The sequence below is a fragment of the Microbacterium sp. Root280D1 genome (genome assembly GCF_001428975.1).
In the GTDB taxonomy this organism is placed as follows: Bacteria; Actinomycetota; Actinomycetes; order Actinomycetales; family Microbacteriaceae; genus Microbacterium.
This window is the reverse complement of sequence record NZ_LMJK01000003.1, coordinates 147755-173323: the sequence shown is the minus strand read 5'-3', so window position 1 is coordinate 173323 and position 25569 is coordinate 147755. Positions and strand designations below refer to the sequence as shown.

23 protein-coding genes and 1 pseudogene are annotated in these 25569 nt (G+C 68.2%); 11 read left to right on the top strand and 13 right to left on the bottom strand.

Annotation, left to right across the window (positions count from 1 at the left end; translation table 11 throughout):
- Positions 1-98: 98 nt before the first annotated feature.
- The 3 genes and pseudogenes from ASE34_RS13245 to ASE34_RS13235 form a co-directional block, all read left to right on the top strand.
- Positions 99-1772, top strand: a pseudogene (locus tag ASE34_RS13245) (amidase); the annotation flags it as partial.
- Positions 1773-2191: 419 nt separating this feature from the next.
- A complete protein-coding gene (locus ASE34_RS13240; RefSeq protein WP_056279401.1) occupies positions 2192-5074 on the top strand; it encodes an aminotransferase in 2883 nt (960 codons plus the stop codon).
- 60 nt (positions 5075-5134) lie between these two features.
- A complete protein-coding gene (locus ASE34_RS13235; RefSeq protein ID WP_082586695.1) occupies positions 5135-6163 on the top strand; it encodes an agmatine/peptidylarginine deiminase in 1029 nt (342 codons plus the stop codon).
- Between the two features lie 228 nt (positions 6164-6391).
- Here the strand turns inward: ASE34_RS13235 and ASE34_RS13230 are convergent, their stop codons facing one another.
- From ASE34_RS13230 to ASE34_RS13200, 7 genes are read right to left on the bottom strand one after another with little or no spacing between them, the layout of a single operon-like run.
- Positions 6392-7114, bottom strand: a complete 723-nt coding sequence (locus ASE34_RS13230; protein WP_056279396.1) for a substrate-binding domain-containing protein — start codon at positions 7112-7114, stop codon at positions 6392-6394.
- Complete coding sequence (locus tag ASE34_RS13225) at positions 7111-8085, bottom strand: aldo/keto reductase (protein WP_082586647.1); 975 nt, start codon at positions 8083-8085, stop codon at positions 7111-7113. The genes ASE34_RS13230 and ASE34_RS13225 overlap by 4 nt, the downstream gene beginning before the upstream one ends.
- Positions 8082-9035, bottom strand: coding sequence for a Gfo/Idh/MocA family oxidoreductase (locus ASE34_RS13220; protein WP_056279395.1), 954 nt, complete (start codon positions 9033-9035; stop codon positions 8082-8084). Before ASE34_RS13220 ends, ASE34_RS13225 begins: the two co-directional genes overlap by 4 nt.
- Positions 9032-10405 (bottom strand): protocatechuate 4,5-dioxygenase subunit alpha/beta, encoded by a 1374-nt coding sequence (locus tag ASE34_RS13215; RefSeq protein ID WP_082586646.1) that lies wholly within the window; start codon positions 10403-10405, stop codon positions 9032-9034. The genes ASE34_RS13220 and ASE34_RS13215 overlap by 4 nt, the downstream gene beginning before the upstream one ends.
- A gap of 2 nt (positions 10406-10407) precedes the next feature.
- A complete protein-coding gene (locus ASE34_RS13210; protein WP_056279393.1) occupies positions 10408-11358 on the bottom strand; it encodes an amidohydrolase family protein in 951 nt (316 codons plus the stop codon).
- A gap of 2 nt (positions 11359-11360) precedes the next feature.
- Entirely contained in the window at positions 11361-12053 is a 693-nt protein-coding gene (gene ligK, locus ASE34_RS13205) for a 4-carboxy-4-hydroxy-2-oxoadipate aldolase/oxaloacetate decarboxylase (RefSeq protein ID WP_056279391.1), read from the bottom strand.
- Positions 12054-12066: 13 nt separating this feature from the next.
- Positions 12067-13098 (bottom strand): amidohydrolase family protein, encoded by a 1032-nt coding sequence (locus ASE34_RS13200; protein WP_056279389.1) that lies wholly within the window; start codon positions 13096-13098, stop codon positions 12067-12069.
- 106 nt (positions 13099-13204) lie between these two features.
- Between ASE34_RS13200 and ASE34_RS13195 the strand changes: the two genes are divergently transcribed.
- Positions 13205-14122, top strand: a complete 918-nt coding sequence (locus ASE34_RS13195) for a LysR family transcriptional regulator (protein WP_056279387.1) — start codon at positions 13205-13207, stop codon at positions 14120-14122.
- Here the strand turns inward: ASE34_RS13195 and ASE34_RS13190 are convergent.
- Positions 14119-14775 (bottom strand): nucleotidyltransferase domain-containing protein, encoded by a 657-nt coding sequence (locus ASE34_RS13190; protein ID WP_056279384.1) that lies wholly within the window; start codon positions 14773-14775, stop codon positions 14119-14121. The genes ASE34_RS13195 and ASE34_RS13190 overlap by 4 nt on opposite strands.
- A gap of 103 nt (positions 14776-14878) precedes the next feature.
- Entirely contained in the window at positions 14879-15340 is a 462-nt protein-coding gene (locus tag ASE34_RS13185) for a MarR family winged helix-turn-helix transcriptional regulator (RefSeq protein ID WP_056280225.1), read from the bottom strand.
- Between the two features lie 104 nt (positions 15341-15444).
- On the opposite strand from ASE34_RS13185, the gene ASE34_RS13180 reads away from it, so the two are divergent.
- From ASE34_RS13180 to ASE34_RS13165, 4 genes are read left to right on the top strand one after another with little or no spacing between them, the layout of a single operon-like run.
- Positions 15445-16374 carry an SDR family oxidoreductase gene (locus tag ASE34_RS13180; RefSeq protein WP_056279382.1) on the top strand — a complete coding sequence of 310 codons (930 nt, stop codon included), beginning with the start codon at positions 15445-15447 and terminating at the stop codon, positions 16372-16374.
- Between the two features lie 4 nt (positions 16375-16378).
- Entirely contained in the window at positions 16379-17263 is an 885-nt protein-coding gene (locus ASE34_RS13175; RefSeq protein ID WP_056279380.1) for an amidohydrolase family protein, read from the top strand.
- 49 nt (positions 17264-17312) lie between these two features.
- Positions 17313-17765 carry a MaoC family dehydratase gene (locus ASE34_RS13170; protein WP_056279378.1) on the top strand — a complete coding sequence of 151 codons (453 nt, stop codon included), beginning with the start codon at positions 17313-17315 and terminating at the stop codon, positions 17763-17765.
- Between the two features lie 37 nt (positions 17766-17802).
- Positions 17803-19311, top strand: a complete 1509-nt coding sequence (locus ASE34_RS13165; RefSeq protein ID WP_056279375.1) for an acyl-CoA synthetase — start codon at positions 17803-17805, stop codon at positions 19309-19311.
- A gap of 2 nt (positions 19312-19313) precedes the next feature.
- Here the strand turns inward: ASE34_RS13165 and ASE34_RS13160 are convergent, their stop codons facing one another.
- Together ASE34_RS13160 and ASE34_RS13155 are read right to left on the bottom strand one after the other, a co-directional pair.
- Positions 19314-20297 carry a PDR/VanB family oxidoreductase gene (locus ASE34_RS13160; RefSeq protein ID WP_056279373.1) on the bottom strand — a complete coding sequence of 328 codons (984 nt, stop codon included), beginning with the start codon at positions 20295-20297 and terminating at the stop codon, positions 19314-19316.
- Between the two features lie 2 nt (positions 20298-20299).
- Positions 20300-21388, bottom strand: coding sequence for an aromatic ring-hydroxylating dioxygenase subunit alpha (locus ASE34_RS13155; protein ID WP_056279371.1), 1089 nt, complete (start codon positions 21386-21388; stop codon positions 20300-20302).
- 125 nt (positions 21389-21513) lie between these two features.
- Between ASE34_RS13155 and ASE34_RS13150 the strand changes: the two genes are divergently transcribed.
- The 3 genes from ASE34_RS13150 to ASE34_RS13140 all read left to right on the top strand — a co-directional run bounded on the left by ASE34_RS13150 (position 21514) and on the right by ASE34_RS13140 (position 24184).
- Positions 21514-22092 (top strand): PadR family transcriptional regulator, encoded by a 579-nt coding sequence (locus ASE34_RS13150; protein WP_056279369.1) that lies wholly within the window; start codon positions 21514-21516, stop codon positions 22090-22092.
- A 60-nt stretch (positions 22093-22152) separates the two neighbouring features.
- The gene (locus tag ASE34_RS13145) at positions 22153-22905 is read left to right on the top strand and encodes an IclR family transcriptional regulator (RefSeq protein WP_056279366.1); all 753 of its coding nucleotides are present in this window, start codon (positions 22153-22155) and stop codon (positions 22903-22905) included.
- 97 nt (positions 22906-23002) lie between these two features.
- Complete coding sequence (locus ASE34_RS13140; RefSeq protein WP_056279364.1) at positions 23003-24184, top strand: 4-hydroxybenzoate 3-monooxygenase; 1182 nt, start codon at positions 23003-23005, stop codon at positions 24182-24184.
- Between the two features lie 252 nt (positions 24185-24436).
- Here ASE34_RS13140 and ASE34_RS17825 read toward each other — a convergent pair whose 3' ends face one another.
- Together ASE34_RS17825 and ASE34_RS13130 are read right to left on the bottom strand one after the other, a co-directional pair.
- Positions 24437-24973 carry a MarR family winged helix-turn-helix transcriptional regulator gene (locus ASE34_RS17825; RefSeq protein WP_157538253.1) on the bottom strand — a complete coding sequence of 179 codons (537 nt, stop codon included), beginning with the start codon at positions 24971-24973 and terminating at the stop codon, positions 24437-24439.
- Positions 24974-25031: 58 nt separating this feature from the next.
- Positions 25032-25490: a DUF3237 domain-containing protein gene (locus ASE34_RS13130; protein ID WP_056279360.1), complete on the bottom strand. Its 459-nt coding sequence runs from the start codon at positions 25488-25490 to the stop codon at positions 25032-25034.
- Positions 25491-25569 lie beyond the last annotated feature (79 nt).

Here is a 25569-nt window from a genome sequence, read left to right as displayed (position 1 = left end):
AAAAGTCTGGTGCTTAAGAAACAAACGCTGTATGTTTTATCTCGCCACGCCTGTCCGGCGGTGCAGAGAGCGCTCACGGCGCCAGCGGAGAGAGAATCATGGACCACTCGACATTCACTGTCGTCGAAGCCGACATCGCGCAGCTGCACGCCGCCCTCGAGACCGGGATCGTATCGAGCGTCGAGCTCGTTGCCCGCTACCTCAACCGCATCGCCTTCTACGACCGCTCGGGCATCCGTCTGAATTCGGTTCCTGTCCTGAACCCCGCCGCGTTCGACGAAGCTCGGGAGTCCGACATTCGGCGGGCCCGGGGCGAGTCCCGGGGCGTGCTCGACGGGATCCCGTTCACTGCGAAGGACAGCTTTGCCGTCTCGGGGCTCACCGTCGCCTCCGGATCCCCCGCCTTCGCCGACCTCGTCGCCTCGGAGGACGCCTTCGCCGTCGCCCGCCTGCGCGTGGCCGGGGCGGTTTTACTCGGCCTGACGAACATGCCTCCGATGGCGGCGGGCGGGATGCAGCGCGGGGTCTACGGTCGGGCGGAGTCCCCGTACAACGGCGACTACCTCACTTCGGCGTTCGGGTCCGGGTCCTCCAACGGCTCGGGCACGGCGACCGCGGCGAGCCTCGCGGCCTTCGGTCTCGGCGAGGAGACGTGGTCGTCGGGCCGAGCGCCCGCGTCGAACAACGCCCTCGTCGCCTACACCCCGTCGCGTGGTGTGATCTCGGTGCGCGGCAACTGGCCGCTCGTCCCCACGATGGACGTCGTCGTGCCGCACACCCGCACGGTGGCCGACATGAAGATCGTGTTGGACGCGGTCGTCGCCGATGACGCCGACGCGCACGGCGACCTCTGGCGCACGCAGCCGTGGATCCCCCTTCCCCAGCCGTCCGCGCTGCGTCCCGAGTCCTTCGCCGAACTCGACGACCTTTCCCTCGCCGGCCTCCGCTTCGCAGTTCCTCGGATCTACATCAACGGCGACGGCGCCTCGTCTTTTCCCATCGAGACTCGCGAGAGCGTGATGGCCCTGTGGGCTCACCTGCGAGACGATCTCGAATCCGCCGGCGCCGAGGTCGTCGAGACGGCGTTTCCCGCGGTCGACAATTACGAGAAGCTGCACGCACAGGACCGCGACCTCGTCGAGCGCGGGTTCGTCACCCCCCAGTTCCTGCAGGACGAGGTCGGGGCGCTCGCGATCTGGGCGATGGACACTTTCCTGCGCCAGAACGGCGACCCCGCCCTGGAGCGGCTCGCTGACGCACAGGCCTCTCAGATCTTCCCCCACCCGCGCGAAGCCCTGCAGGACCGCTACGGCATCCTTCCCTTCGACATCGCCTACGACATCGGCGACTATGTGGCGGTGGCCGCGGAGCGCGAGCCCGACTGGAGGCGAATCCCGGGCCTGGAGGCCGGGCTGCGCGGCCTGGAGCACGCCCGCCGTGTGGACCTCGAGGAGTGGATGGATGCCGAGAACCTCGACGCGGTGATCTTCCCCACCGCGGCCGATGTCGGCCCCGCTGATGCCGATGTGAATCCGCGTTCCGCGGACATCGCCTGGCGTAACGGTGTCTGGGTGTCGAACGGCAATCTGGTGCCGCGCCATCTGGGGATCCCGACCTTCACGGTGCCCATGGGCATCATGTCCGACACTCGGATGCCGGTGGGGGCGACAATCGCCGGCCGCGGTCATGATGACGTGCGACTGCTGCAGATCGCCTCGGCGGTCGAGGCGCTGCGCGTGCGCCGAGCGGCGCCGGTGCGCACACCGGCACTGGCCAACGAGGCCCTGTTCCGCACCGCGGTCCCGACGGCCGACGGCTCGATAGCGGTGCAGATCGACACCGTGACCCTCGACGCGACTCCGGGCGGAGACGGGCTCGTCCGCTTCACGGCGACCGTCACCGGCGGGACCCTCGACGAGTGCGCCGCCTCGGTCGACGGCATCCCGGTGCCGACGACGACGGACGGCGAACGGATCACAGGCGAGCTGTTCGTGCCCGCAGACGCCTACGAACCGCGGCACAGCGAGTGGCGTCCCGGGTACGGCCCGCTCGTCGTCGTCATCGTCCGTAACGCCGACGGCGCCACGGCAGGCCACACCGCCACGACGACCGCCACCCCGTTCTGACACCTGACATAGCCGACGTCGCGGGCGCCCGACCCGGCCGTCGCAGAGAAGCGAGAAGAGAGACCATGTCGCACGAGTTCTTCGACTATTTCGAGCACGTCGAACTGCCCTCGCCGACCCTCGACGACGCCGAGGTCCGGCGTCTCTTCGCCGGCACCTTCGGCATCGAGGTGGATCTGACATCGCTCGGCAGCCAGCAGGACCAGAACTTCCGTGTCTTCCCGCGCGACTCGTCCGTGCCTCTCGGCGTCCTCAAGCTGAGCAACCCGGTCTTCAGCGAGCCCGAGATCGAGATGCAGGACGCGGCGGCCGCGACCGTCGGCGACCGTGACCCCGGACTCCGCGTGCCTCGCGTGGTCCTGGGGCCCCGAGGCCCCCTGTCGTCCTGGTGGAACACATCGCAGGGGCGGATCCACGCCCGGGTGATCGAGAATCTGTCTGGTCGCACGCTGATGGGGTCGCGCCACCTCTCCCCCGCCGTGGTCCACCGCATGGGCGAGCTGTCGGCGCGGGTCAGTCTCGCACTGGCCGACTTCGAACATGTCGCGAGCGGGCGGGTGCTGCAGTGGGATCTCCGCCACGCCGGTCGCGTCATCGACACGCTCCTCCCTCTTGAACCGGACACCGCCGTGCGGGAATTCGTCCGCGCCGCTGCGGATGACGCGCTGCGCACGCTCCGACCGGTGGAACAGTCGCTACCGACGCAGGCCGGGCACTTCGACATCACCGACGACAATGTGCTGCACCGGATGGAGGATCCGCTGCCGGATGCCGTGATCGACTTCGGCGACGTGGTCAGCTCTTGGCGCGTAGGCGAGATCGCGACGACCGTGTCGTCGCTGCTGCACCACGACGGTGCGACCCTCGCCACGACCCTCCCCGCGATCCGGGCGTTCCATGAGCTCCGCCCGCTCGACGCGAACGAGCTCACCGCGCTGTGGCCTCTTGTCGTGCTGCGAGGCGCCGTGCTCGCCCTCAGCGGTCGTCAGCAGGTGCGCCTCGACGACGCGAACTCCTATGCGGGCGATGCGCTGGAGCGCGAGATGCTCATTCTCGAGGTCGCGGCATCGGTGCCGTCACGAGTGATGAACGCCGTGATCCGGGATTCGCTGGGCCGCCGGGATGCGCCCGACGAGGTCTGGACCGGCGCCCCGCTCGCCACGTTCGATCGGGTGACCGCGCTCGACGCCGGGACGACCTCGCCCCTGAACGACGAGGGACGCTGGTCGGCGCAGGGCGCTCTCGACGACGCGGCGCTCGCATCACTGGACGACGGGGCCGACGCGGTGTTCCTTCCGGCGTGGCGGCCCGTGCTCACCGAGGCGCCCGCGCGCACCCCGGAAGCGCCGGCGACGATCCCCACCGGCGTCACCGTCTGGCTCGCGCAGCCGACGCCGATCTCCCGGATCGACGACACGACGACGATCCGACCGGGCACGATCGCCGTGTCCGACGGCGGCGAGACCCTCACGATCTCCGGACTTCCCTCCTCCGGCGACGACCGGGTCCTTCCCGCTCGCACGCGCCTCTTCGTGCAGCGGCAGGGGGCCGATGTCGTGGCGGCACCGGAGCGCGTCACTGCCGAGATGGCGGCGGGGTGGAGAACCGTACTCGGCGACCCTGCCGCGGCGTTCGGCCTCACTCCCCCGGCCGCAGCCGACGCGGACGGCGAGGACATGCTCGGCCGCCGCGAGGCCGTGCTCGCCGAGGTCCAGGAGCACTACTACACGCACCCGCCCCAGATCGAGCGGGGATGGCGCGAGTACCTCATCGACATCGACGGCCGCGTGTACCTCGACATGGTCAACAACATCGCGTCGGTGGGCCACGCCCACCCCCGCATCGCCGAGGCCGCGCACCGGCAGCTGCGTCTGCTCAACACCAACTCCCGATTCCACTACCGGGCGATCACCGAGTACGCCGAACGGATCGCCGCGACCCTGCCGGATGAGCTCGACACCGTGTTCTTCGTGAACTCGGGCTCCGAAGCGGTCGACCTCGCCATCCGCCTCGCCCAGGCCTCGACCGGCCGACAGGATATGGTCGCCATGCGCGAGGCGTACCACGGGTGGACCTTCGCCAGCGATGCGGTCTCCACCTCGGTGGCCGACAACCCCGCAGCCGTCGGCTCGCGCCCGGAATGGGTGCACACCGTCGCGGCTGCCAACCCGTATCGCGGCACACACCGCGGCGCCGACGCGGTGAACTACGCCCCCGAGGCGGTGCAGGTCATCGAAGGGCTCGCAGATTCCGGGATGCCCGCCGCCGGTTTCATCTGCGAGTCGTACTTCGGCAACGCCGGAGGCGTAGCTCTGCCCGACGGCTATCTGCGCGACGTGTACGCCGCGGTCCGCCGTCAGGGCGGGATTGCCATCGCCGACGAGGTGCAGGTGGGTTTCGGGCGACTCGGAGAGTGGTTCTGGGGCTTCCAGCAGCAGGACGCCGTTCCCGACATCGTCGCTGTCGCGAAGTCCATCGGCGCCGGTCAGCCCCTCGGCGCAGTCATCACCCGTCGAGAGATCGCCGACCGCTATCGCACACAGGGCTACTTCTTCTCCTCCACCGGCGGCTCTCCGTTGTCGTCCGTGGTAGGCCTGACAGTGCTCGACATCATCCGCGACGAGAACCTGCAGGAGAACGCACGACAGGTCGGCGCTCACCTGCGCTCGCGCCTCGAGGCGCTCGCCTCCGAGCACCCGATCATCGGCGCCGTCCACGGATCGGGACTCTACCTGGGACTCGAATTCGTCCTCGACCGCGAGACCCTCGAGCCGGCGACCCGCGACACGGCCGCGATCTGCGACCGACTGCGGGAACGAGGGGTGATCATGCAGCCGACCGGCGATCATCTCAATGTCTTCAAGATCAAGCCGCCGCTGTGCGTCACCCGCGAGTCGGTCGACTACTTCGCCGATGCCGTCGCGCACGTCCTCGCGACCGGCTGGTGACCTCCCCTCGCTTCGCACTCCCGACAGACATCCCCCGAGATAGGAACGACCATGTGGCGCATGCCGGCAGAGACCGCAGAACACACCCGCACCTGGATGGCCTTCCCTCGCCAGGGCTTCACGCTCGGCGACACCGCCGCGGCGCGCGAAGAGGGCTACGCGGCCTGGACGGCCGTCGCCCACGCCATCATCGAGTTCGAGCCCGTGACGATGGTGGTCGATCCCACCGAGATCGCCCGTGCACGGCGCATGCTCGATTCCTCGATCGAGATCCTCGAGGCACCGGTCGACGAGTTCTGGATGCGCGACATGGGCCCCACCTTCGTCGTCGACGACGACCGGCCCGACGTGCTCGGGGCGGTCGACTGGATCTTCAACGGCTGGGGAGCCCCGGCGTGGGCCGAGTGGCAGAAGTCCGCGCAGATCGCCCGCACCGTCAGCGAGGCGATCGGCGCGGAGGTCATCTCGTCCCTCCTGGTCGCCGAGGGTGGCGGACTGCACGTCGATGGCGCCGGGATCGTGCTTCTGACGGAGACGGTCCAGCTCGACCCCCGCCGCAATCCGCTCGCCGACCGCGCGCGCGTCGAGGCAGAGATGGCGCGCACGATCGGCGCCGACCAGGCGATCTGGCTCTCGCAGGGGCTGACGCGCGACTATGACGACCTCGGCACGAACGGGCATGTCGACATCGTGGCCACGTTCACCGCTCCGGATCGGGTGCTGCTGCACGACCAGCTCGACGCCGCGCATCCGGACGCGCAGGTGATGAAGGTTCTGCGCGGCGAGTTGGAGTCGCAGTTCTCGGCACTCGGACGCACGGTCGAGATAACGGCACTGCCGGCACCGTCGACGCTGCGCGATGACCACGGATTCGTCGACTGGAGTTACGTGAACCACCTCGTCGTCAACGGCGGCGTGATCGCGTGCGGCTTCGGCGACGACGTGTCCGACGCCCGCGCCCGCGCCATCCTGAGCGAGTCCTACCCAGGCCGCGCGGTCACCACGGTCGATGCCCGTCCGCTCTTCGACCGTGGCGGCGGCATCCACTGCATCACCCAGCAGCAGCCCACTCTGCCCGCCGCGGACTGAGCATCGCGTCCCCTCGCAATCAACCCGGCGATGATGCCGGGCCGCACTGGCGGCCGTCCTGTTCGCCGTAGCCGCGGTCAACCCGCTGGGAAGTGCGGAATATACGGTTTCTGGCATCCTGCTGCCTGCTCGTGCCTTCTGCGTGCCACTCGCGGTTCTCTTCCGCTCTGGCCGCAGTCGCGGACCAGGATCACACACCGAGTTAACTTGTCGCAGCCCGAAGCGCGTTTACCTAGACTTGAGGGACGGTCGCGGCGGGTGGACGAAACTGTGCGCGTCTTTGATCGACACGACGGCGTCGGAGGCGAAGAACGAGAGCGCCGCGCGCGATGCCGCGGGGTCGGTCGACGTAGTCGCGACGGCCCCGGCGAAGACCGTGTCGATGGCACAGTCCGGCGGGAGCGCCCCCAGTATCCGGATGCCCTCCTGTCCGACCATCTCGCTGAGCTGCTGGAAGCCGACGTCGACCTCGCCGTCGGCCACGAGACGGGCGACCGGCATCCCGGGCCGGGCCTGCACGAGTCGACCACGCAGTTCCCCGGCCATGCCCCAGTCGTCGATCTGCCGCAGTATCGCCGTGCCGCTTGGCCCGGTGGAGTAGCCGATGCGCCCGGCATTCCGCAGGGCGGCACGCACGCCCGCCGCATCATCGAAGGCGTGGACGGCGGGTGCGCTGGCCTCGCGGCTTCCCTCGGAACGGACTGCGATCGCGGTGCGCGACAGCACGAGCGGCGTCACCGAAGACGCGGCGACGTGTCCGTGGTCGGCGAGTTCCTGCAGCGCTCCGGATGCCAGGAAGACGAGGTCCAGCTGCTCGCCCGCCGCCACCCGGCGTGCCGCGTCGACCCCACCCACCGACTCGATCTCGGCGCACGGCAGGCCGGCCTCGGCCGCGGCCGTGGCGAGGTCGGCGAGCAATGCTCTGGTGGCCATCGACGAGAGGGCCTTCATGCGACACTCTCGAACGACTCCGCGTCGACCTCGGTCGCCTGCGCCGCGCTGTATCGGGGGCCGGAGACGGATGCCGTGTCGATCAGCTCGCCCGCCCGCCGCAGCAGCCCGGCGTCGACGGCGAGTTCCGCCGCCGCGAGATCGTCCCGCAGGTGCGCGGTGCTCGTCGTCCCGGGAATGGGCACGACGTGCGAACCGCGCGCGAGCACCCACGCCAGCGCGAGCTGAGCCGGCGTGCAACCGGCCTCTGCCGCGAGGGCGCGCCACGACGGGAGCAGCGCGGCGTTGGCAGTCCAGTGCTCGCCCTGGAACCTCGGCAGCGTGCGACGGATGTCACGGGGAGCGAGCCGGTCGGGATCCTGTATCGAGTCGCCGAGGAAACCGCGCGCCAGCGGCGAGAACGCCACGAGCGCGATGCCCAGCACCGCCGTCGCCTGCAGCATCCCCAGCTCGGGGTTGCGGCTCCACAGCGAATACTCATTCTGAACGGCCGCGATGGGCGTGACGTCCTGCGCCTCGCGGAGCCGTGCCACCGAGACCTCGGACAGGCCGATGGCCCCGACCTTCCCGGCATCCGCCATCTCGGCCAGCGCGCCGACACTGTCGCCGATGGGCACCGTCTTGTCCCACCGGTGCAAGTAGTAGAGGTCGATGTGATCGGTGCCGAGACGCTTCAGCGAGGCGTCGACCTGTGATCGCAGAGTCGCCGGGCGCCCATCGATCCTCTTGACACCGTCGACGAGGGACATCCCGCCTTTGCTGGCGAGGACGACCTCGTCGCGGCGCCCGGTGATCGCGCGACCGACGAGCTCCTCGTTGCGACCGCCGCCGTAGAGCGTGGCGGTGTCCAGCATCCGCACGCCCTCGTCGAGCGCGGTCCGCAGCAGACGCAGGCCGTCCTCCTCAGAGGGCGGCACACCGTACGCGTGGCTCAGCGACATGCAGCCGAGTCCGATGCGCGGCAGCGTCACGAGAGCTGCTCCTCCAGCCGGCCGAGCACGCGATAGCAGTCGATGACCTGCCGGATCGACGAGTTCGGCTCGCGACCGTCGCGGATCGCGCTGATGAACTCGCGGTCCTGCAACTCGATGCCGTTCATGCTCACGGCGACCTGCGACACGTCGATCTGCTCCTCCTTGCCGTCGAAGAGGTCGTCGTACCGCGCGACGTACGTGCCGGTGTCGCCGATGTAGCGGAAGAAGGTGCCGAACGGGCCCTCGTTGTTGAACGAGAGCGACAGCGTGCAGATGGCGCCGCTCTCGCTCTTCAGCTGGATCGACATGTCCATCGCGATGCCGAGCTCAGGGTGGATCGGCCCCTGGATCGCATTCGCCTGCACGATCCTGCCCGCCTGGTAGGCGAACAGATCGACGGTGTGGGCGGCGTGATGCCACAGCAGGTGGTCGGTCCACGACCTCGCCTCGCCCTTGGCGTTCGTGTTCGACCGGCGGAAGAAGTAGGTCTGGACATCCATCTGCTGCACGGCGAACTCCCCGGCCGTGATCCGCTCGTGCACCAGCTGATGCGAGGGATTGAATCGCCGGGTGTGTCCGACCATCGCGATGCGGTCGGATGCCTCGGCGGCCGCCAGTGTCGCCTCGGCATCCGCCACCGAGTCGGCGAGCGGGATCTCGACCTGCACATGCTTCCCCGCGGCGAGGACCGCCTGGGTCTGCCCCGCGTGCAGTCCGGTGGGGGTAGCGAGGATCACCGCGTCGACGTCGTCCCGTTCGAGCACCGCCTCGAACCCGACGAGGGCGTTCGCCACGCCGTACTGAGCGGCCACGGCATCGGCCTTCTCCTGCGAGGTGGCACTGACCACGGTCACCTCCGCGTCCTCGATGTGCGCCAGACCGTCGAGGTGCTTCATCCCGAAGGCGCCGGCGGCGCCGACGACGGCGACACGGGTGCGATCGCTCATGCCGTCGCCTCTTCGAGTTCCTGATCCGCCGATGCGTTCGCCGGTGCGGATGCCGCGAGGTGCGGCGCGACCTCGTTGCTGACCACCAGGTGGCCGACCGCGGTGTTGGATGCCGGCACATGGTAGAACCGGTGGTCGACCTCGGGGGCTCCCCCGCCGAACTGGTCGTCCATGGCACCACGGGCGATCAGCCAGTCGACGAGCTCGATGCCCTCAGAGCCCGCCTCATCGACGTACTCCATGTGCTGCCATCCAGTGAGGCCCAGCGGGTCGGCGATCAGGTGATCGAGGAAGGCGTTGTCCCATTCCTTGTTGATGAGCCCGGCGCGCGGACCCTGCAGCTGATGGCTCATGCCGCCGGTGCCCCAGATCTGCACGTTCAGCTCAGGACCGTCCCACTTGTCGATCGCGCGGCGCAGCGCCTTGCCGAGCTCGTAGCAGCGGCGACCGGACGGCACCGGGTACTGCACGACGTTGACGGCGAGCGGGATGACCTTGACGGGCCACTTCTCGTCCGTGCCGAACTCGCCGTAGACGAGCGACAGCGGCACCGTGAGACCGTGGTCGACGACCATCTCGTTGACCAGGGTGAGGTCGAAGTCGTCCTGGATGATCGACTGCGCGAGGTGGGCCGCGAACTCGGGATAGCCCTTCACGTCCGGCACCGGGCGCGGACCGTATCCCTCATCGGCGACCGGGTAGTGGGCTCCGGTGCCGAGCACGAACGTCGGGATGATCGAGGCATCGAACGCCGTCGCGTGGTCGTTGTACACGAGGATGACGACGTCCGGAGTGTTCTCCTTCGCCCAACGGCGGGTCCACTCGTACCCGTCGAACACCTTCTTCCAGTACGGCTCCTCGGTCTTGCCGAGATCCATCGCCGCGCCGATCGCCGGAACGTGCGAGGTGAACACGGCCGACGTGAACTTCGCCGGAGCATCCGGACGCATCGTCGTCGCCTTCTCGGTGCTCGGCGGCGTCCAGCCGTCGAGATCCTTGAGTCGTGCCCCCTGGGGGTTGCGACCGCCGCCGATCATCATGTCGCGATAGGCCGCCTCGGACATGCCGGTCATGGAGCCGGCCATCTGCTGGAAGCTCAGACCGTGCGTCGCCCCGATCTTGGCCAGGAAGTAAATGTTGCCGCCCTCGCCGATCATGGCGTTGAGGTCCATGTCGAGCACGGCCTGCCGCTGCACCGGATTCAGCGGCCATTCGTCGAGGTAGGCCGCCTCGTCGGCGAGGAAGCGCTCACGATTCTCGGGTGTCATCAGCGACATCGCGAACTGGTTGAGGTGGTACCCCTTGCGAGCCTGGTCGGCGTCGTAGATGGTGGTGCCGGGAATGTCTCTGTACGGCTTGTCGAGTGACATCGTCATTCTCCTTCGGTGGTGTCTGAGTCCGCCCAGTAGAGGCGGCGCGGATTGTCGACGAGCAGCTTCTGCTGCAGGGCCGGCGTCGTCGCGATCTGCGGGATGTAGTCGACCAGCAGCCCGTCGTCGGGCATGTGGTCCTTGAGGTTGGGATGGGGCCAGTCCGTGCCCCACAGCACGCGGTCGGGGAACTCCTCGACCACACGGCGGGCGAACGGCACGACGTCGGTGTAGGCGTGCTGCTCGCCGTCGAGCGCGCGCGGGCCGGTCGCGCTGAGCCGCTCGGGGCAGGAGACCTTGGTCCACACGTTCGGGTTCTCCCGCAGGAATCGCAGGAAGAGACCGAACTCCGGGCCCTCCGGATCCTTCGCCACGTCGGGTCGGCCCATGTGGTCGACGACGACGCCGGTCGGGATGCGGGAGAAGAAGTCGTAGAGCTCCGGAAGGTCGTCGGCCTCGAAATAGATCACGACGTGCCATCCGAGCGGCGCGATCCTGGCGACGATGTCGTCGAGCGAATCGGTGGGCACCCGGTCGACCAGCCGCTTCACGAAGTTGAAGCGCACACCGCGCACGCCCGCGGCGTGCAGCTCGGAGAGTTCCTCGTCGGTGACATCTCTGCGGACGGTCGCGACGCCCCTTGCGCGACCTTCGCTGCGGCGGAGCGCGTCGACGAGCGCGCTGTTGTCGGCACCATGGCACGTCGCCTGCACGATCACGTTGCGGTCGAAGCCGAGGTGGTCGCGCAGGGCGAAAAGCTGATCCGCCGATGCATCGCAGGGCGTGTACTTGCGCTCAGGCGCGTAGGGGAACTCGGCACCGGGTCCGAAGACGTGGCAGTGCGCGTCGACCGCGCCCGTCGGCAGCCGGAAGGTCGGCGTGGTCGGGCCGTCGTACCAGTCCAGCCAGCCGTCGGTCTTGGTGAATCCACCGGTGGTGTCGCCGTGCGCCATCGTCAGTCCTCCACGTATTCCAGGCCGGCCGCGGCGAGCGGCTCGCGCATGCCGTAGAGATCGAGGCCCAGCACGCCCTCGCGGAACTTCTGCCGCTTCGACTCCTCGGCGTCCTCGCGCGTGCGGCTGGCATCCGCCACGGCGCCGACGAGTTCGCGCGGCACGACGACGACTCCGTCGACGTCGGCGACGACGACATCTCCCGGGTTGACGAGCGCGTTCGCGGCGACGACCGGTACGTTCACCGAGCCGAGCGTGGCCTTCACGGTCCCCTTGGAGCTGATGGCGCGGGAGAAGACCGGGAAGCCCATCCTCTCGAGGTCGGCCACGTCACGGACACCGCCGTCGATCACGAGTCCCTTGCAGCCGCGCGCGGTGAGAGAGGTGGCGAGCAGTTCTCCGAAGAAGCCGTCCTCGCTCTCGGTCGTGCAGCCGGCGACGATCACATCGCCGGCCTGGACCTGCTCGGCCGCGACGTGGAACATCCAGTTGTCGCCGGGCTGCAGCAGCACCGTCACCGCCGGGCCGCACAGTCGCGCCCCGGTGTAAGCGGGACGGATGTAGGGACGCATGAGGCCGACGCGCCCCATAGCCTCGTGGATCGTGGCGACCCCGAACTGCGACAGGCGGGCCACGTCGTCCGGGTCGGGACGCTGGATGTTCGTGCGGACGATGCCAAGATCGTTCAGTCGCATGGTGTGATCCTTCTCAGAGCCCGCGGGCGGTCAGGGCGCGGTCGAGCCGCGGGTAGACGCGACGGGCGTTGCCCTCGAACACCTGGGCGCGCGCGGCATCCGACAGATGCCGAGTGGCGTCGACATAGCGTTTCGTGTCGTCGAAATGGTGACCCGTGCGCGGGTCGATGTCGCGGACTGCGCCGATCATCTCGCTGGCGAACAGGATGTTGTCGGTCGGGATGACGTCGGTCAGCAGGTCGATGCCCGGCTGATGATAGACGCACGTGTCGAAGAAGACGTTGCGCAGCAAGTGCTCCTCGAGCTCAGGCTTGCCGAGCGCCATCGCGAGACCGCGGAACCGACCCCAGTGGTACGGCACAGCGCCGCCTCCGTGCGGGATGACGAGTTTCAGGTCGGGGAAGTCGGCGAACAGGTCGCCCTTCAGCAGCTGCATGAACGCCGTAGTGTCTGCACCCAGATAGTGGTCGCCCGTGGTGTGGAATACGTCGGGGCGGCAGGTCGTGCTCACGTGCACCATCGCCGGGATCTCGTACTCGACGAGCTTCTCGTAGATCGGGTACCAGGAGCGATCGGTCAGCGCGGGGGCGGACCAGCGGCCGCCCGACGGGTCAGGGTTGAGGTTTACTGTCACGGCGCCGAGCTCTTCCACCGCTCGGGTGAGTTCGGCCACCGTCGTCGACGGGTCGGCACCAGGCGTCTGCGGCAGCATGGCGCCGGTGAGAAAGCGGTCGGGGAACAGCTCGCCGACCCGCGCGACGAGGTCGTTGCAGATGCGGGCCCAGGTCTCGCTGACGGCATAGTCGCCGATGTGGTGGGCCATGAAAGAGGCGCGGGGGCTGAAGACGGTGATGTCGCTGCCGCGCTCTTTCATCAACCGGAGCTGATTCGCCTCGATCGTCTCGCGGATGTCGTCGTCGCTGATGCGGAGAGACGCCGGATCCGGCGCGTCGCCGTTCCCCTCCGCGAAGGCGATCTGGAGATCACGCCAGGCACCCAGTTGCGCGGGCGCCGTGGTGTAGTGGCCATGGATGTCGATGATCAACGCGTGTCGTCCTTGTCACTCGGATGCTGTCGAGCACGACTCTAAGTCGGGGGCTGTATATAGTCCAATAGATGTATACGACGTAACCCATAGAGGGGATCGATGCATGACTCTCGCTGATCTGAACCAGTTGCGCACCTTCGTCGTGCTGTACGAACTCCGGAGCGTGACCGCGGCGGCGGAACGGCTGCATGTCACGCAGCCGACAGTCAGCTACACCTTGCGACGCCTGCGCGAGACCTTCGTTGACACGCTGTTCCGGCGCGAGGGCAACGACATGGTGCCGACCGCGAAGGCCACGCAGCTCTTCGGCCCACTGCATGAAGCCCTCGCGCAGATCGATCAGACGGTGAGCGAGCCCGACGCCTTCGATCCGGCGGGGTACAGCGGCGAGCTCTCGCTCGGTCTCACCTCGATCGGCGAGCAGACGTTTCTTCCGCCGATCATGGCCGCGCTCGCCCGCGCAGGTGCGAGTCCGCATCTGCAGGTGGCTCGGCTGGACTCCGATCAGGTCGAAGACGGATTGATCAGGGGGACGATCGACCTCGCGATGACCGTGTCGATGATCGGCAGCCCTCGACTGTGGCGAACGCACGTGCGCGCAGTCGAGTACGTGGCACTCTCCTCGGGACAGCATCCGCTTCCCCCAACGGGGCCGGAGATGTTCGACGACCGCCGCTTCGTGCGCGTCTCGGCGCGCGGCGGGCATGTGTTCCCTCTGCAGGCCCTGACCGAGCATGGCCTGATGCCGCAGGTCGCCCTGACGGTCGAGGAGTATGCGACCGTTCCGGCCGTGCTGGAGGCGACCGACCTGGTCGTGCTGCTCCCCCGCCACGTCGCCGAGGTCTTCAGCGGGTGGTTCCCGGGTCTCCGGATCGCCGATCTGCCATGGCCGGGGCAGAGCACGCCGGTGTCGGTGTACACCCGCCGCGAAGCGAACCTGTCGGCTGCCCAGAAGTGGTTCCGCTCCGTCGTGCTCGATGCCGTCACCGCGGGCGAGTACCGGACGGCTCGCGCGGACTAGCTCTTCTTGCGATTCCAGCTGGCCTTACCCGGGGCGAAGGGACTCCGGACATGGATCGACCAGCTCGAATGCGGATGGATCGACAAGATCGCGCGCTCGTACCACGCACGGGCCTCATCGGAGAGCTCGGCGACCACCGCATCCTTGTCGACGTCGTCCTCCGTCCGCGGCCGCAACGCCTTCCAGACCAGCTGCACCTCGGGGGCACCGGTCGGGATGCCGTCGATGTCGAGCACTGCCCGATCCCAGGGAAGCTGAAGACGCGGGTCGCGCTTGTAGACCCAGACGCGCGGCGCATCGTCCTCGACATTCACCTGGAGCACCCAGACGCTCCGTGCGTCGTCGTGGATGAGGACCGGCTGCAGGTCGGCATCCGAGGGTGCATCGACGAACGGAGTGGCGATGCCGTCTCCGTCCGGCGGCATCCAGGCGGTCAGCCCCGCGGGTAGCGCCTCCACGAGCGCTGCGAGGTCAGCGGCGGTCACACTCACGTCGATGTTCGCACGCGGACGGATCGCCCGACCGAGCCAGCGGTCGAGAGCCACACCGCCCGAGAGCCACCAGCGGACGGATGCCGGCGCGAGGAGCCGTGCGACCGCCTCCGCGTCCAACGGCGCCCAGGGTGTCGCGGAGGTGGGAGCGGTGGGGGGCATGGGACGAGGCTACCGCTCCGTGGAACTGGGTGATCGCCGTCGCGATCATCATAAAACTTGATGATTGAAAAGTTCAGCTAAACACTGCAGACGGATGCTCCGGTCATCCACCCGGGAAGGCCACCCGCCGGAGCAACCGCGTTAATTGCGCGTGCTCGCTATCATCGAGTGAGGAGTGGGCCGACCGCTCGGAGTCCCGCGCCGCCGCCTGAGCCGCCGCGAACACGGTACGGCCCGCGTCGGTCACCATCACCACGTTCGCCCGGCGATCCGCGGGGTCAGGGCGCCTCTCTACCAGCCCCCTCCGCTCGAGGTCGTCGACCAGCGGAACCACCTGGCTGGGGTCGAGCCGCAGGAACTCGGCGAGCTCGCGCTGCGTCGGCTGCGCTCCCTCGGCGGATGCCAGCGCGAGGACCGAATACGACCGGACGCGGAGTCCGTGCGGGGCGAGAGCGGCATTGCCCGCGGCCAGCGAGAGCGCATTGGCGCGGGCGAGCAGAAAGCTGAGATCGTCGCCGAGGGCGGATGCGGCCAACCGCCCGTGCAAACCCACCGCGTCTGTCATGAGCCGATGGTAGCAAATCGTGCCAGAAGCAATCATTGACATTCTCAATCATTGTGTGATCTGATCATGCTGAACGTCAGACGGTGCGGAACGAAGGAGTCACCATGTCACTCGAAGGCAAAGTCGCCGTGGTCACGGGATCCGGGCGCGGTCTCGGCCTCGCATACGCGCAGGAGCTCGCTCGCCAGGGAGCATCCGTCGTCGTGAACGACGTCGACGCCGACACCGCGGCCGCCGCCGTCGCGACGATCGTCGATGCCGGAGGTCGAGCAGTCTCCGTCGTCGCTCCCGTCGGACCCACCGCGACCGCCGACATGCTGGTCAGCACCGCGGTCGAGGCCTTCGGGCGCCTCGACATCCTCGTCACGAACGCCGGCGTCCTGCGCGACACGGTGCTCTGGAAGATGAGCGACGACGATTTCGACACGGTGATCAACGTGCACCTGCGCGGCACCTTCACGACCGTGCGCGCCGCAGCCGTCCACATGCGCGAAGCGGGCGAGGGCGGACGCATCATCTGCATCGGCTCCCCGACCGGTCAGCGCGGCAACTTCGGCCAGACGAACTACGCCGCGGCCAAGGCGGGCATCGTCGGCATGGTGCGCACCTGGGCCCTCGAGCTGAAGCGCGCGGGGATCACCGCGAACGCCGTCATCCCCGTCGCCGCGACCGCCATGACCGCGACCGTGCCCTACTTCGCCGCGGCGGTCGAAGCCGACACCGCGGGACGGCCCATGCCCGACTTCTTCCGGCACGACCTCGGCTTCGGCACGGCGGACGATGTCGCAGGACTCATCGCCTACCTCGGATCCGATGCCGCCTCCGATGTCACCGGGCAGGCGCTCGGCGTCGGCGGGGACCGCCTGCAGGTGTGGTCGCATCCCGAAGCGGTCGTCACCGCCTACCGGACCGGCGGCTGGACGTACGACGCCCTCCAGGAATCGTTCGCCAGCGAGTTCGGCTCCGCGCTCCAGACCGTCGGCGAGAGCTTCCCTCCTCTGCCGGAAGAGCTGCAGCGCCCTGCGGCGTCCTGAGCAGATGACCCGCTACGAAGCCGCCATCGACGTCGAGGCGCTGACCGCGATCGACGTCCACGTGCACATCGAGGTCGACGGCCACGGGCATGCCTCGCTGCCCGGAGACCTGGCGGAGGCGGCCGCGAAGTACTTCAGCGCCGATTCGCCGCGTCCCGACCTCGACAGCATCGCGGATCACTACCGCGAGCGGAGGATGGCGGCCGTGGTCTTCACGGTCGACGCGACGACGCAACTCGGACATCCCGCGATCTCCAGCGCCGAGATCGCCGAGGGTGCGGCGCGCAACAACGACGTGCTGATTCCGTTCGGGTCGGTCGATCCGCGGCAGGGTGCGGCAGCCGTGGACGGCGCACGTCGACTGATCGACGAGAGCGGGGTCCGCGGATTCAAGTTCCATCCGACCGTGCAGGGCTTCGGCCCCAGTGACGAGGCGCACTACCCCCTCTACGCGGCGCTGGAGGAGGCGGGCGTCGTCGCCCTCTTCCACACCGGGCAGACCGGGATCGGGGCGGGCATGCGCGGCGGACGCGGGTTCCGCCTGGCGCTGTCGAACCCGATGCTGCTCGACGGCGTCGCCGCGGACTTCCCCGACCTGCAGATCATCATGGCGCACCCTTCGGTGCCCTGGCAGGACGAGGCGATCTCGGTGGCGACGCACAAGCACAACACCTGGATCGACCTCTCCGGCTGGAGCCCGAAGTACTTCCCGCCGCAGCTCGTGCGCAACGCGAACTCCCTGCTGAAGCGACGGGTGCTCTTCGGCTCGGACTTCCCGCTGCTGACCCCGGACCGGTGGCTGCGCGATGCCGAGCTCACCGATCTGAAGCCCGAGGTCATGCCCGGCATCCTCAAGGACAACGCCGTCCGCCTGCTGGGCCTCCGCTGATGATCGAGCCCGACCGCACCCTGCCCGCCCTCTGACAAGGAGAACACTCATGACCACGACCGCCGCCTATGCAGACGCCCCCGGCCTCGCCGGCACCGACCTCGGATTCACCGACTGGATCGAGGTCACCCAGGATCGGGTGAACCTGTTCGCCGATGCCACGGACGACCACCAGTGGATCCATGTCGACCCGGAGCGCGCCGCCGAAGGGCCTTTCGGAGCACCCATCGCGCATGGATTCCTCTCGCTGTCCCTCGCGGTGAAGTTCTGGTCCGAGCTGTTCGAGCTCGAAGGCGTGACCACCAAAGTCAACTACGGACTCGACAAGGTGCGGTTCGTCTCCCCCGTCAAGGTCGGCTCCCGCGTGCGGATGAACGCCGTCATCGCCGAGGTGACCGAGGTCCCCGGCGGATACCAGTTCGCCGTCGACCAGACGATCGAGATCCAGGACGCACCGAAGCCGGCACTCGTGGCACGAGGGATCTACCGCTTCTACGCGTAGACCCATCGGCTGCGGACGCACTCAAGGGAGAGCGCTCATGCACAATCGCGGACTGGGTGGATGGATGGTCAAGCGACGGATGAAGTCGCCGGACAAGACCGCCCTAATCTTCGACGACACGTCGATCAGCTACCGCTCGCTGGCCGACGACGCCGACCGCATGGCGGCCGTGCTCTTCGAACGCGGCGTGCAGAAGGGCGACCGCGTCGCGTTCCTCGGTGACAACTGCCCGGAGTTCCTCGTGACCCTGTTCGGCGCCGCCACGCTCGGAGCCGTGTTCGTCCCGGTGAACACCCGGCTCGCGCCGCCCGAGATCACGCACGTGCTGGAGGACTCGGGGGCGCGCGTGATCGTGCACGATCCGGCAGCGACCGCGACCGTCGCGTCGCTCGACCTCGAGATCGATCACGTGCTGGAGACCGGTGCCGACGGGCTCGAGGCGATCCTGGCGGAGACGCGCGCGGGACATGTCGACGTCGCGGTGTCGCTCGAGGACCCCGCCGTGATCATGTACACCTCTGGCACCACCGGTCGCGCGAAGGGTGCGGTGCTCACGCACGGCAATCTCACCTGGATGGCGATCAACTGCGTGATCGACTACGACATCGTCTCGACCGATGTCGCGCTCATGATCTCTCCCCTCTTCCACGCCGCGTCCCTGGGCATGGGGGCTCTCCCCTGTGTGCTAAAGGGCGCGACCCTCGTGCTCGAGAAGGGCTTCGACCCGGAGCGCGCACTGCGCCTGATCCCGGGGTACGGCGTGACCATGCTCAGCGGCGTGCCGACCACGTATCAGCTGCTCGCGGATCACGAGCTGTGGCCGGGCACCGATCTCTCGTCCCTGAGGAAGCTCACGTGCGGCGGGTCCCCCGTGCCGACGCGCATCATGAACGCCTACGAGGAGCGCGGGCTGTCGTTCTCGCAGGGCTATGGGATGACGGAGTCGTCTCCCGGCGCGACCTCGCTCGCCCCCGCGATGTCCCGCGCCAAGCAGGGCAGCGTCGGCCTCGGGCACTTCTTCACGGATGTGCGCGTCGTCGATGTGAACGGCGCGGTCGCCGCGCGCGGCACCGTGGGCGAGATCGAGATCATGGGCCCGAACGTCTTCGCCGGCTACCACAACCTGCCGGAGGCCACAGCGGCGGCCTTCTCGGACGACTGCTGGCTGCGGTCCGGCGACATGGGATACCTGGATGCCGACGGCTACCTGTTCATCTCGGACCGCCTCAAGGACATGATCATCTCGGGCGGCGAGAACATCTACCCGGCGGAGCCGGAGAACCTCATCAACGACATCGAGGGGGTCACCGGGGTCGCCGTCATCGGCGTTCCGGATGATCGATGGGGCGAGGTGCCGTGGGCCGTCCTGACGGTGCGCGACGGAGCTGCCGTGACTCTCGAGGACGTCCGGTCCCACCTCTCCGGCCGGATCGCCAAGTACAAGATCCCGAAGAACGTGATCGTGGTCGAGGCACTGCCGCGCACGGCATCCGGCAAGATCCGCAAGGCTGAGCTGCGGCTGCGCTATGCGCGGTCACGCGCGTAGCGTTAGCTGAGCTCGAGCGTGATCTCCCGCGCGCCTCCCGCCGGTGCGCAGACCCGTGAGACGCAGACGCAGATGCGCGAGCTCGCGTCCCGCTGTCGTTCGCTGTAGAAGACGTCGCGGTGGTCGATAACCCCTTCGAGGTCGATGACCCTCGCCTCGCACAGGCCGCACTCGCCCTTGCGGCAATCGAACAGCGCATCGGCCCCGGCCGACTCGAGGGCTTCCAGCAGCGTCGATGACGTGGGCACCACGGTCTCCAGCCCGAGTGCGGGCACGCGCACCGTGAAGGCTTCCGGTGCGAACCAGCCGCTGTTGCCGAAGGTCTCGAACCGCAGACGCGACGGAGCGTGCCCGCGTGCGATCCACGCGCGCCGCACGGCATCCATCAGGCGGATGGGCCCGCACATGTACAGCTCGTCCTCCGGCGCGATGCTCTCGACCAGAGCGATGACGTCCAGCGACGTGCCCTCCTCCCGCACATGCACCTGCAGCCGGTCGCCGTGGTCCGCCTCGAGGTCGCCGAGATAGGCCATCTGCCGACGCTCGCGTCCGCAGTAGACGATCCGGTATTCGGCGCCGGCCGCTGCGAGCGCCGAGGCCATCCCCGTGATCGCCGTGATCCCGACGCCGCCGGCGAGAAGCGTGTATGTCGGGGCGCCGAGCCGCAGCGGGAAGTCCTGGAGTGGCTGCGTGACCTCGATGACGTCGCCCTCCCGCAGGGCGTGCATCACCGCGGCCCCTCCGCGCGAGGCTTCCGAGTCGAAGACGCTGATGGCGAGCGCGGCTCCGGCGGATTCGCTGTCCACGATCGAGTACGACCGCGTGACGGTCTCGGTCCCGATGCGCATGCGCACGTCCAGGTGCGAGCCCGGAGGGGCGGGGACCGGATGCTGCGGCCGCATCACGATCCGTCTGATGGCCGGCGTCAGTTCGGCACTGCCGATCACCGTCGCCCGCTGCCAGACGATGGAGTGCGCGCTCGCCACGGTCAGCTTCCGACCGCGGCGGGCACGGCCATGCGGCCCTCGGCCTCCAGCATCCGTTCGAGGAGGCGCCGCACCCACATGCCTCCCGCGTCGATGTTGAGGCTGTAGAACTCGTAATCCGGGTTCGCGTCGATGGCGGCCTGCTGCGCCTGGAGCATCACCTCATCCTCGCTGAAGACGCCGTGCACGCCGTTGCGCAACTGGGTTGTGATGAGCTGACTGTCGAGCCGGTAGTTGCGCTGGAACGACCAGAAGTAGTGACTGGTCCGGTCGGTCTCCGGCGTGATGGTGTTCATCACGTAGCCGTTGACGCCTGCGCTGCGGTCCCCCTCGGGTGCTCCGGTGCCGGTGGCCGCCACTCCGACGTCCAGGCAGATCGTCGACGGCGCCTCGAAGTGGATGATCTGCCAGCGGTCGACTCGGCCGGAGAAGCCGGGGAACTTGTCGCGCATGTTCTTCAGCCAGAACGGCGGCGCCTCGATGTCGATCATCCATCGCTCGACCGTCACCGTGGTGTCGGTGTGGCTGGTGACGAACTCCGACTCGCTGAGCGCGTCCTGGCCGATGCTCGAGGTGTGGACGAACTCCTCGTGCGTGAGATCCATGAGGTTGTCCACGACCAACTGGTAGTTGCACTCGGCGTGGATGAGTTCTCCGTCGCCGGTCCACTCGGGCGATGTCATCTGGTGCATGTCGGGGATCGTGGATGGATTGGCGAGCGCCGCATCTCCGACCCAGACCCACACGTACCGGTACCGGTCGACGATCGGGAAGGAGGGGACCATCGCGCTGGGGTTGATCGTCTCCTGGGCGGGCATGGCGGTGCACCGGCCGGTGCGGTCGTAGCGGATGCCGTGGTACGGGCACTGCAGCTCGTCGCCGATGACCTTTCCCATCGAGAGCGGAGCGAGGCGGTGCCAGCACGCGTCCGCGAGCGCCACCGGTGCGCCGTCCTCCGTCCGGAAGAGGGCCAGCGGCCGCCCCGCTATCGTGCGCGCGAGCGGCTTCCTGGTGACTTCGTGATCCCAGGCCGCGACGTACCAGGCGTTTCGCGGATATTCGAAGATCTTCGCCGTCGTCGTCTCTGCCATCGCCACTCCTTCGTGTCGGGAATTTACCTATCTCGATAGGTATTTGCAGCTTACGAGCGAACGGTCCTCCCGCGCAAGGGATCGGCGCCTCCTGATACGTTCCTGGAGACGACGAGAGAGGTTCGATGTCACTGAGATATGCGCTGCTCGCCCTGTTGCGAGTGGGCCCGCTGTCGGGGTACGAGCTGCAGAAGCTGTTCTCGGAATCCGTCGGTCACGTGTGGCATGCGCCCGACTCGCAGATCTACCCCGAGCTCCGGCGCATGGAGGCCGACGGGTTGCTTCTGGCCGAGGAGCAGACGCGAGGCGTGCACGGACGCCGCCGCATGTACCACGTGACCGAAGAGGGCGCGCGGGCGTTCTCCGACTGGTTCGACGAACCGCTGGAGTATTCGCGCGTTCGCGACCCCGCGCACCTCCGCGCCGCGTACCTCGAATCGGCCGAACCCCGAGCCGCCCGCGAATTCCTCGACGCCCATGTGCGCCAGCACACGGAGCTGCGGAACAGGTGGCAGAGCGAGATCGACCGCATCCGGTCGGGCGCCCATCCGATGGTCGAACGGCGCCTCGCCGCGATCCCCGAAGCCGAGCGGGAGCGCGCGGTCGCCTTCAAGGTGTTCGCGTACGAGGGCCTGATGGAGCGCGCGACGGCGGAGATCCGCTGGGCCGAGCGCGGCCTCCGGCTTCTCGACGACCTCGGGTGACAGCCGCCATGCCGATACCCGATCAATGGGAATCGCGCTTCACCGTGTCAGACTCACCACATGGCGAACTCCTCCACCGGCGACTCGGTCACCGAACGGTTGATCCGCGTGCTCGAGACGTTCACACCCGCCCGGACGGTGCAGACTGCGGCCGAGATCGGGCGCCGGGCCGGACTCCCCGCCTCGACCGCGCACCGCATCGTCGGCGAACTGGTGGATGGCGGGATGCTGGAGCGCGACGATGACAGGCGCATCCGCATCGGCATGCGCCTGTGGGAGCTCGCGACACGCTCGTCCCACGCGCTGCGGCTGCGGCAGGTGGCACTGCCGTTCATGGAGCGCGTGCAGGCGCGGGTGCGCGAGCACACGCAGCTCGCGATCCTCGAGCAGGATGAGGCGCTCTTCCTCGAGCGGCTGAGCGGACCGGATTCCGGCGCGAACGTGACCAGGGTTGCCGGGCGCCTCCCGCTGCACGCGTCGTCATCCGGTCTCGTGCTGCTCGCCTACGCCGATCGGGCACTGCAGGAGCGCATCCTCGCGGGACCGCTTCCCGCCGTCTCGGTCGAGACGATCACGGACCCGGCGGCCCTGCGGCGAAAGCTCGCGGAGGTGCGCGCACTGGGGTACGCGAGCGCGCCGGGGTACATCGAAGCGGTGTCGACGGGTGTGGCGGTGCCCGTGCGCGACGAGGCGGGAGACGTGACTGCCGCACTCTCCGTGGTGCTCCGTCGTGACGACGCGGTCGAGCCGGCTGTGCGCGAACTGCTCGCCGCCGCACAGGACATCGAGCGCTCTCTCGGCGGACGACGCTGAGGTTCAGCAGACTACAGTCCCGTTCAACGGGAACCCCGACGCGCCCTCCGCGAGATGCAAGCAGACTGGCTGCGACCCACTCGTCGAAGGAGACGCCATGCCCCGCACCGTCCGCACCAGGGTCGTCATCGTCGGCGCCGGTCCCGCAGGCCTGCTGCTCTCGCATCTGCTGGCCGACGCCGGTGTCGAATCGGTCGTGCTCGACCGTCGCAGCCGCTCGGATATCGAGTCGACCATCCGTGCCGGCATCCTCGAGCAGGAGACCGTACGCGTGCTCCACGAGTCCGGAGCGAGCGAGCGGGTGCTGACCACCGGCAACCGTCACGACGGCATCGAATTGCGGTTCGACGGCGAGGGTCACCGTATCGATTTCCCGTCTCTCGTCGGTCGCAGCGTCTGGCTGTATCCGCAGCACGAGGTACTCAAGGACCTCATCGCCGCGCGTCTGGCCGCAGGCCAGGACCTCCGGTTCGAGACCGAGGTCAACAGCGTGGGCGACGTCGAGACCGAGCACCCCTGGGTGACCGCCACGACGGCCGACGGTGACGAACTGCGCATCGACGCGGACTTCGTGGTCGGCGCAGACGGCTCGCGGAGCGTCGTGCGCCCGACCGTCGCCGGTCCTTCGACGGGTAATTACTTCCGCGAGTACCCCTTCGCCTGGTTCGGCATCCTCTGCGAAGCGCCGCCCAGCTCGGAGGAGCTCATCTACAGCAACTCCCCCGACGGTTTCGCGTTGATTAGTCAGCGCAGCGCCACCGTGCAGCGGATGTACTTCCAGTGCGACCCGGCCGCCAACCCCGACGCGCTCTCCGAGGCGGAGATCTGGGACACGCTGCAGGCCCGAGTGCCTGGCACCTCTCTCGCCACCGGACAGATCGTGCAGCGTGACGTCCTCCGCTTCCGCAGTTTCGTCGCCCGCGAGCTGCGGCACGGGCGATCCGTGCTGGTCGGCGACGCCGCGCACACGGTTCCCCCGACCGGCGCCAAGGGCATGAACCTTGCGGTGGCCGATGTGGTCCTGCTCGACTGCGCCCTTCGCGCGCTGCTTCTGGAGAACGACGCGCGCCTCATCGACACGTTCGCCGAGACCGCCTTGAAGCGCATCTGGAAGGCGCAGCACTTCTCCTGGTGGATGACGAGCATGCTGCACACGGCGGTCGACGCCTCCCCGTTCGATCAGCGCCGACAGGTCGGGGAACTGCGATCCGTGGTCGAGTCGGAAGCCGGCCGCACGTTCCTCGCCGAGGCGTACACGGGGTGGCCCCACGAGGGATGAGGGGAATCGACTCGACCCTGACCTGGCCCGCGACGAGACTCAGCCGATCAAGCGGCGGCGAGGCCGCGATCGACTGCACGGCGCCAGGCCCGCCGTGCGACCGGTTTGTGGCTCGCCGTTCCTACGGTCCACAGCACCGCCACGAGGTCTTCGCGTGAAGTCCGGAGAAAGAACGCGCGCGGTGTAGGCGTCCTCGACAAGCTCCTAGCGACACGAGCCACCTAGTCCGCCGCGGCGAGCGGAACCGGTGCTTCACCCGTCGGAGGCGGTCGAAGCATCTTCCTCGTCGCCTACAACCTTTCCGAGAAGCCCCACGAGCAGGTGTTGCTCGGGCAGCGTCAGCGCATTGAGGGCTTCGGTAGCGTTCCGCATCGCACGTTCGTGGATCTCCAGGACGAGGTCGGCGCCTTGCGGTGTCAGCGACAGGAGAATGGATCGCTGATCGGTGGACGAGCCGACCGACGTCACCAGCTGGCGGGATTCGAGGGGCTTACGGGCAGCGGACACGGCCGCCCGGCTCATGGACGTGAGAGATGCAAGGCGGTGGGGCTCAAGTGGCCCGGCAACCCACAACGCGAAACAGACTCGGAAGCCTGCCCAAGTGAGGCCATCGGGTAACACCACGCTATCGCTGTCCGCCAACTGTCGCGTGACGCGACGCGTGAGCAGTGTCAATAGCACGGTGGGTCCGCTTCCGAGATGCCCGAGTTCGGCTGCGGTGCGATCACCAGCCAGCTTCACGAAGTCCAGAAACCGGTCTTCAGGAAGACTCGCTCTTGACTGTGTCATTGCCTTACCCCCTTGGTGATACCCGAGCTGATTCGGGTATCACCGTTCATGTCGTCCACTACGTCAAACGGTAGAAGCGGACCTTGATCGACTGAGAGAAACGAGCGCCCGTGCTCACGAATATGTTGTCGTTCATCCATCCGTATCGTCCTGCGGGGGCCGAGAACTCGGGAACGCATCGGAAGTAGTACTCGTCAGCGTCGACCTCCTCGCCTGCCGCAAGACGTTGCATCACCGCGGGGTCGCCATGACGAAGACCGCGGTTGCGACACCGCAAGTGCACACCGTCATCCGTTTCCAGAAGGTAGAGCGCATCGATGACGGTGACCCCATCCGGGCGCGTCAGCTGCCAATCATATCCACCGACCATCTTGCCCCGGATGTGCGGGCCCTCGAAAGGCCCGCCAGGGGGGATGGGAATCACCCGTTCCAGTCCATTCGGGGTGCTCCCGATGGTCACAGCAGCTGAGAGATCACCAGTCGCTTCGAAGAGAAGTTCCAGGCCTGGATCACGCATGCGGGTTCCTCATTCCTATTGGATCTGCGGTTGTGGAAGTCGCGAAGCAACTGCCTGCTCCGGATCTGACACGATCGAG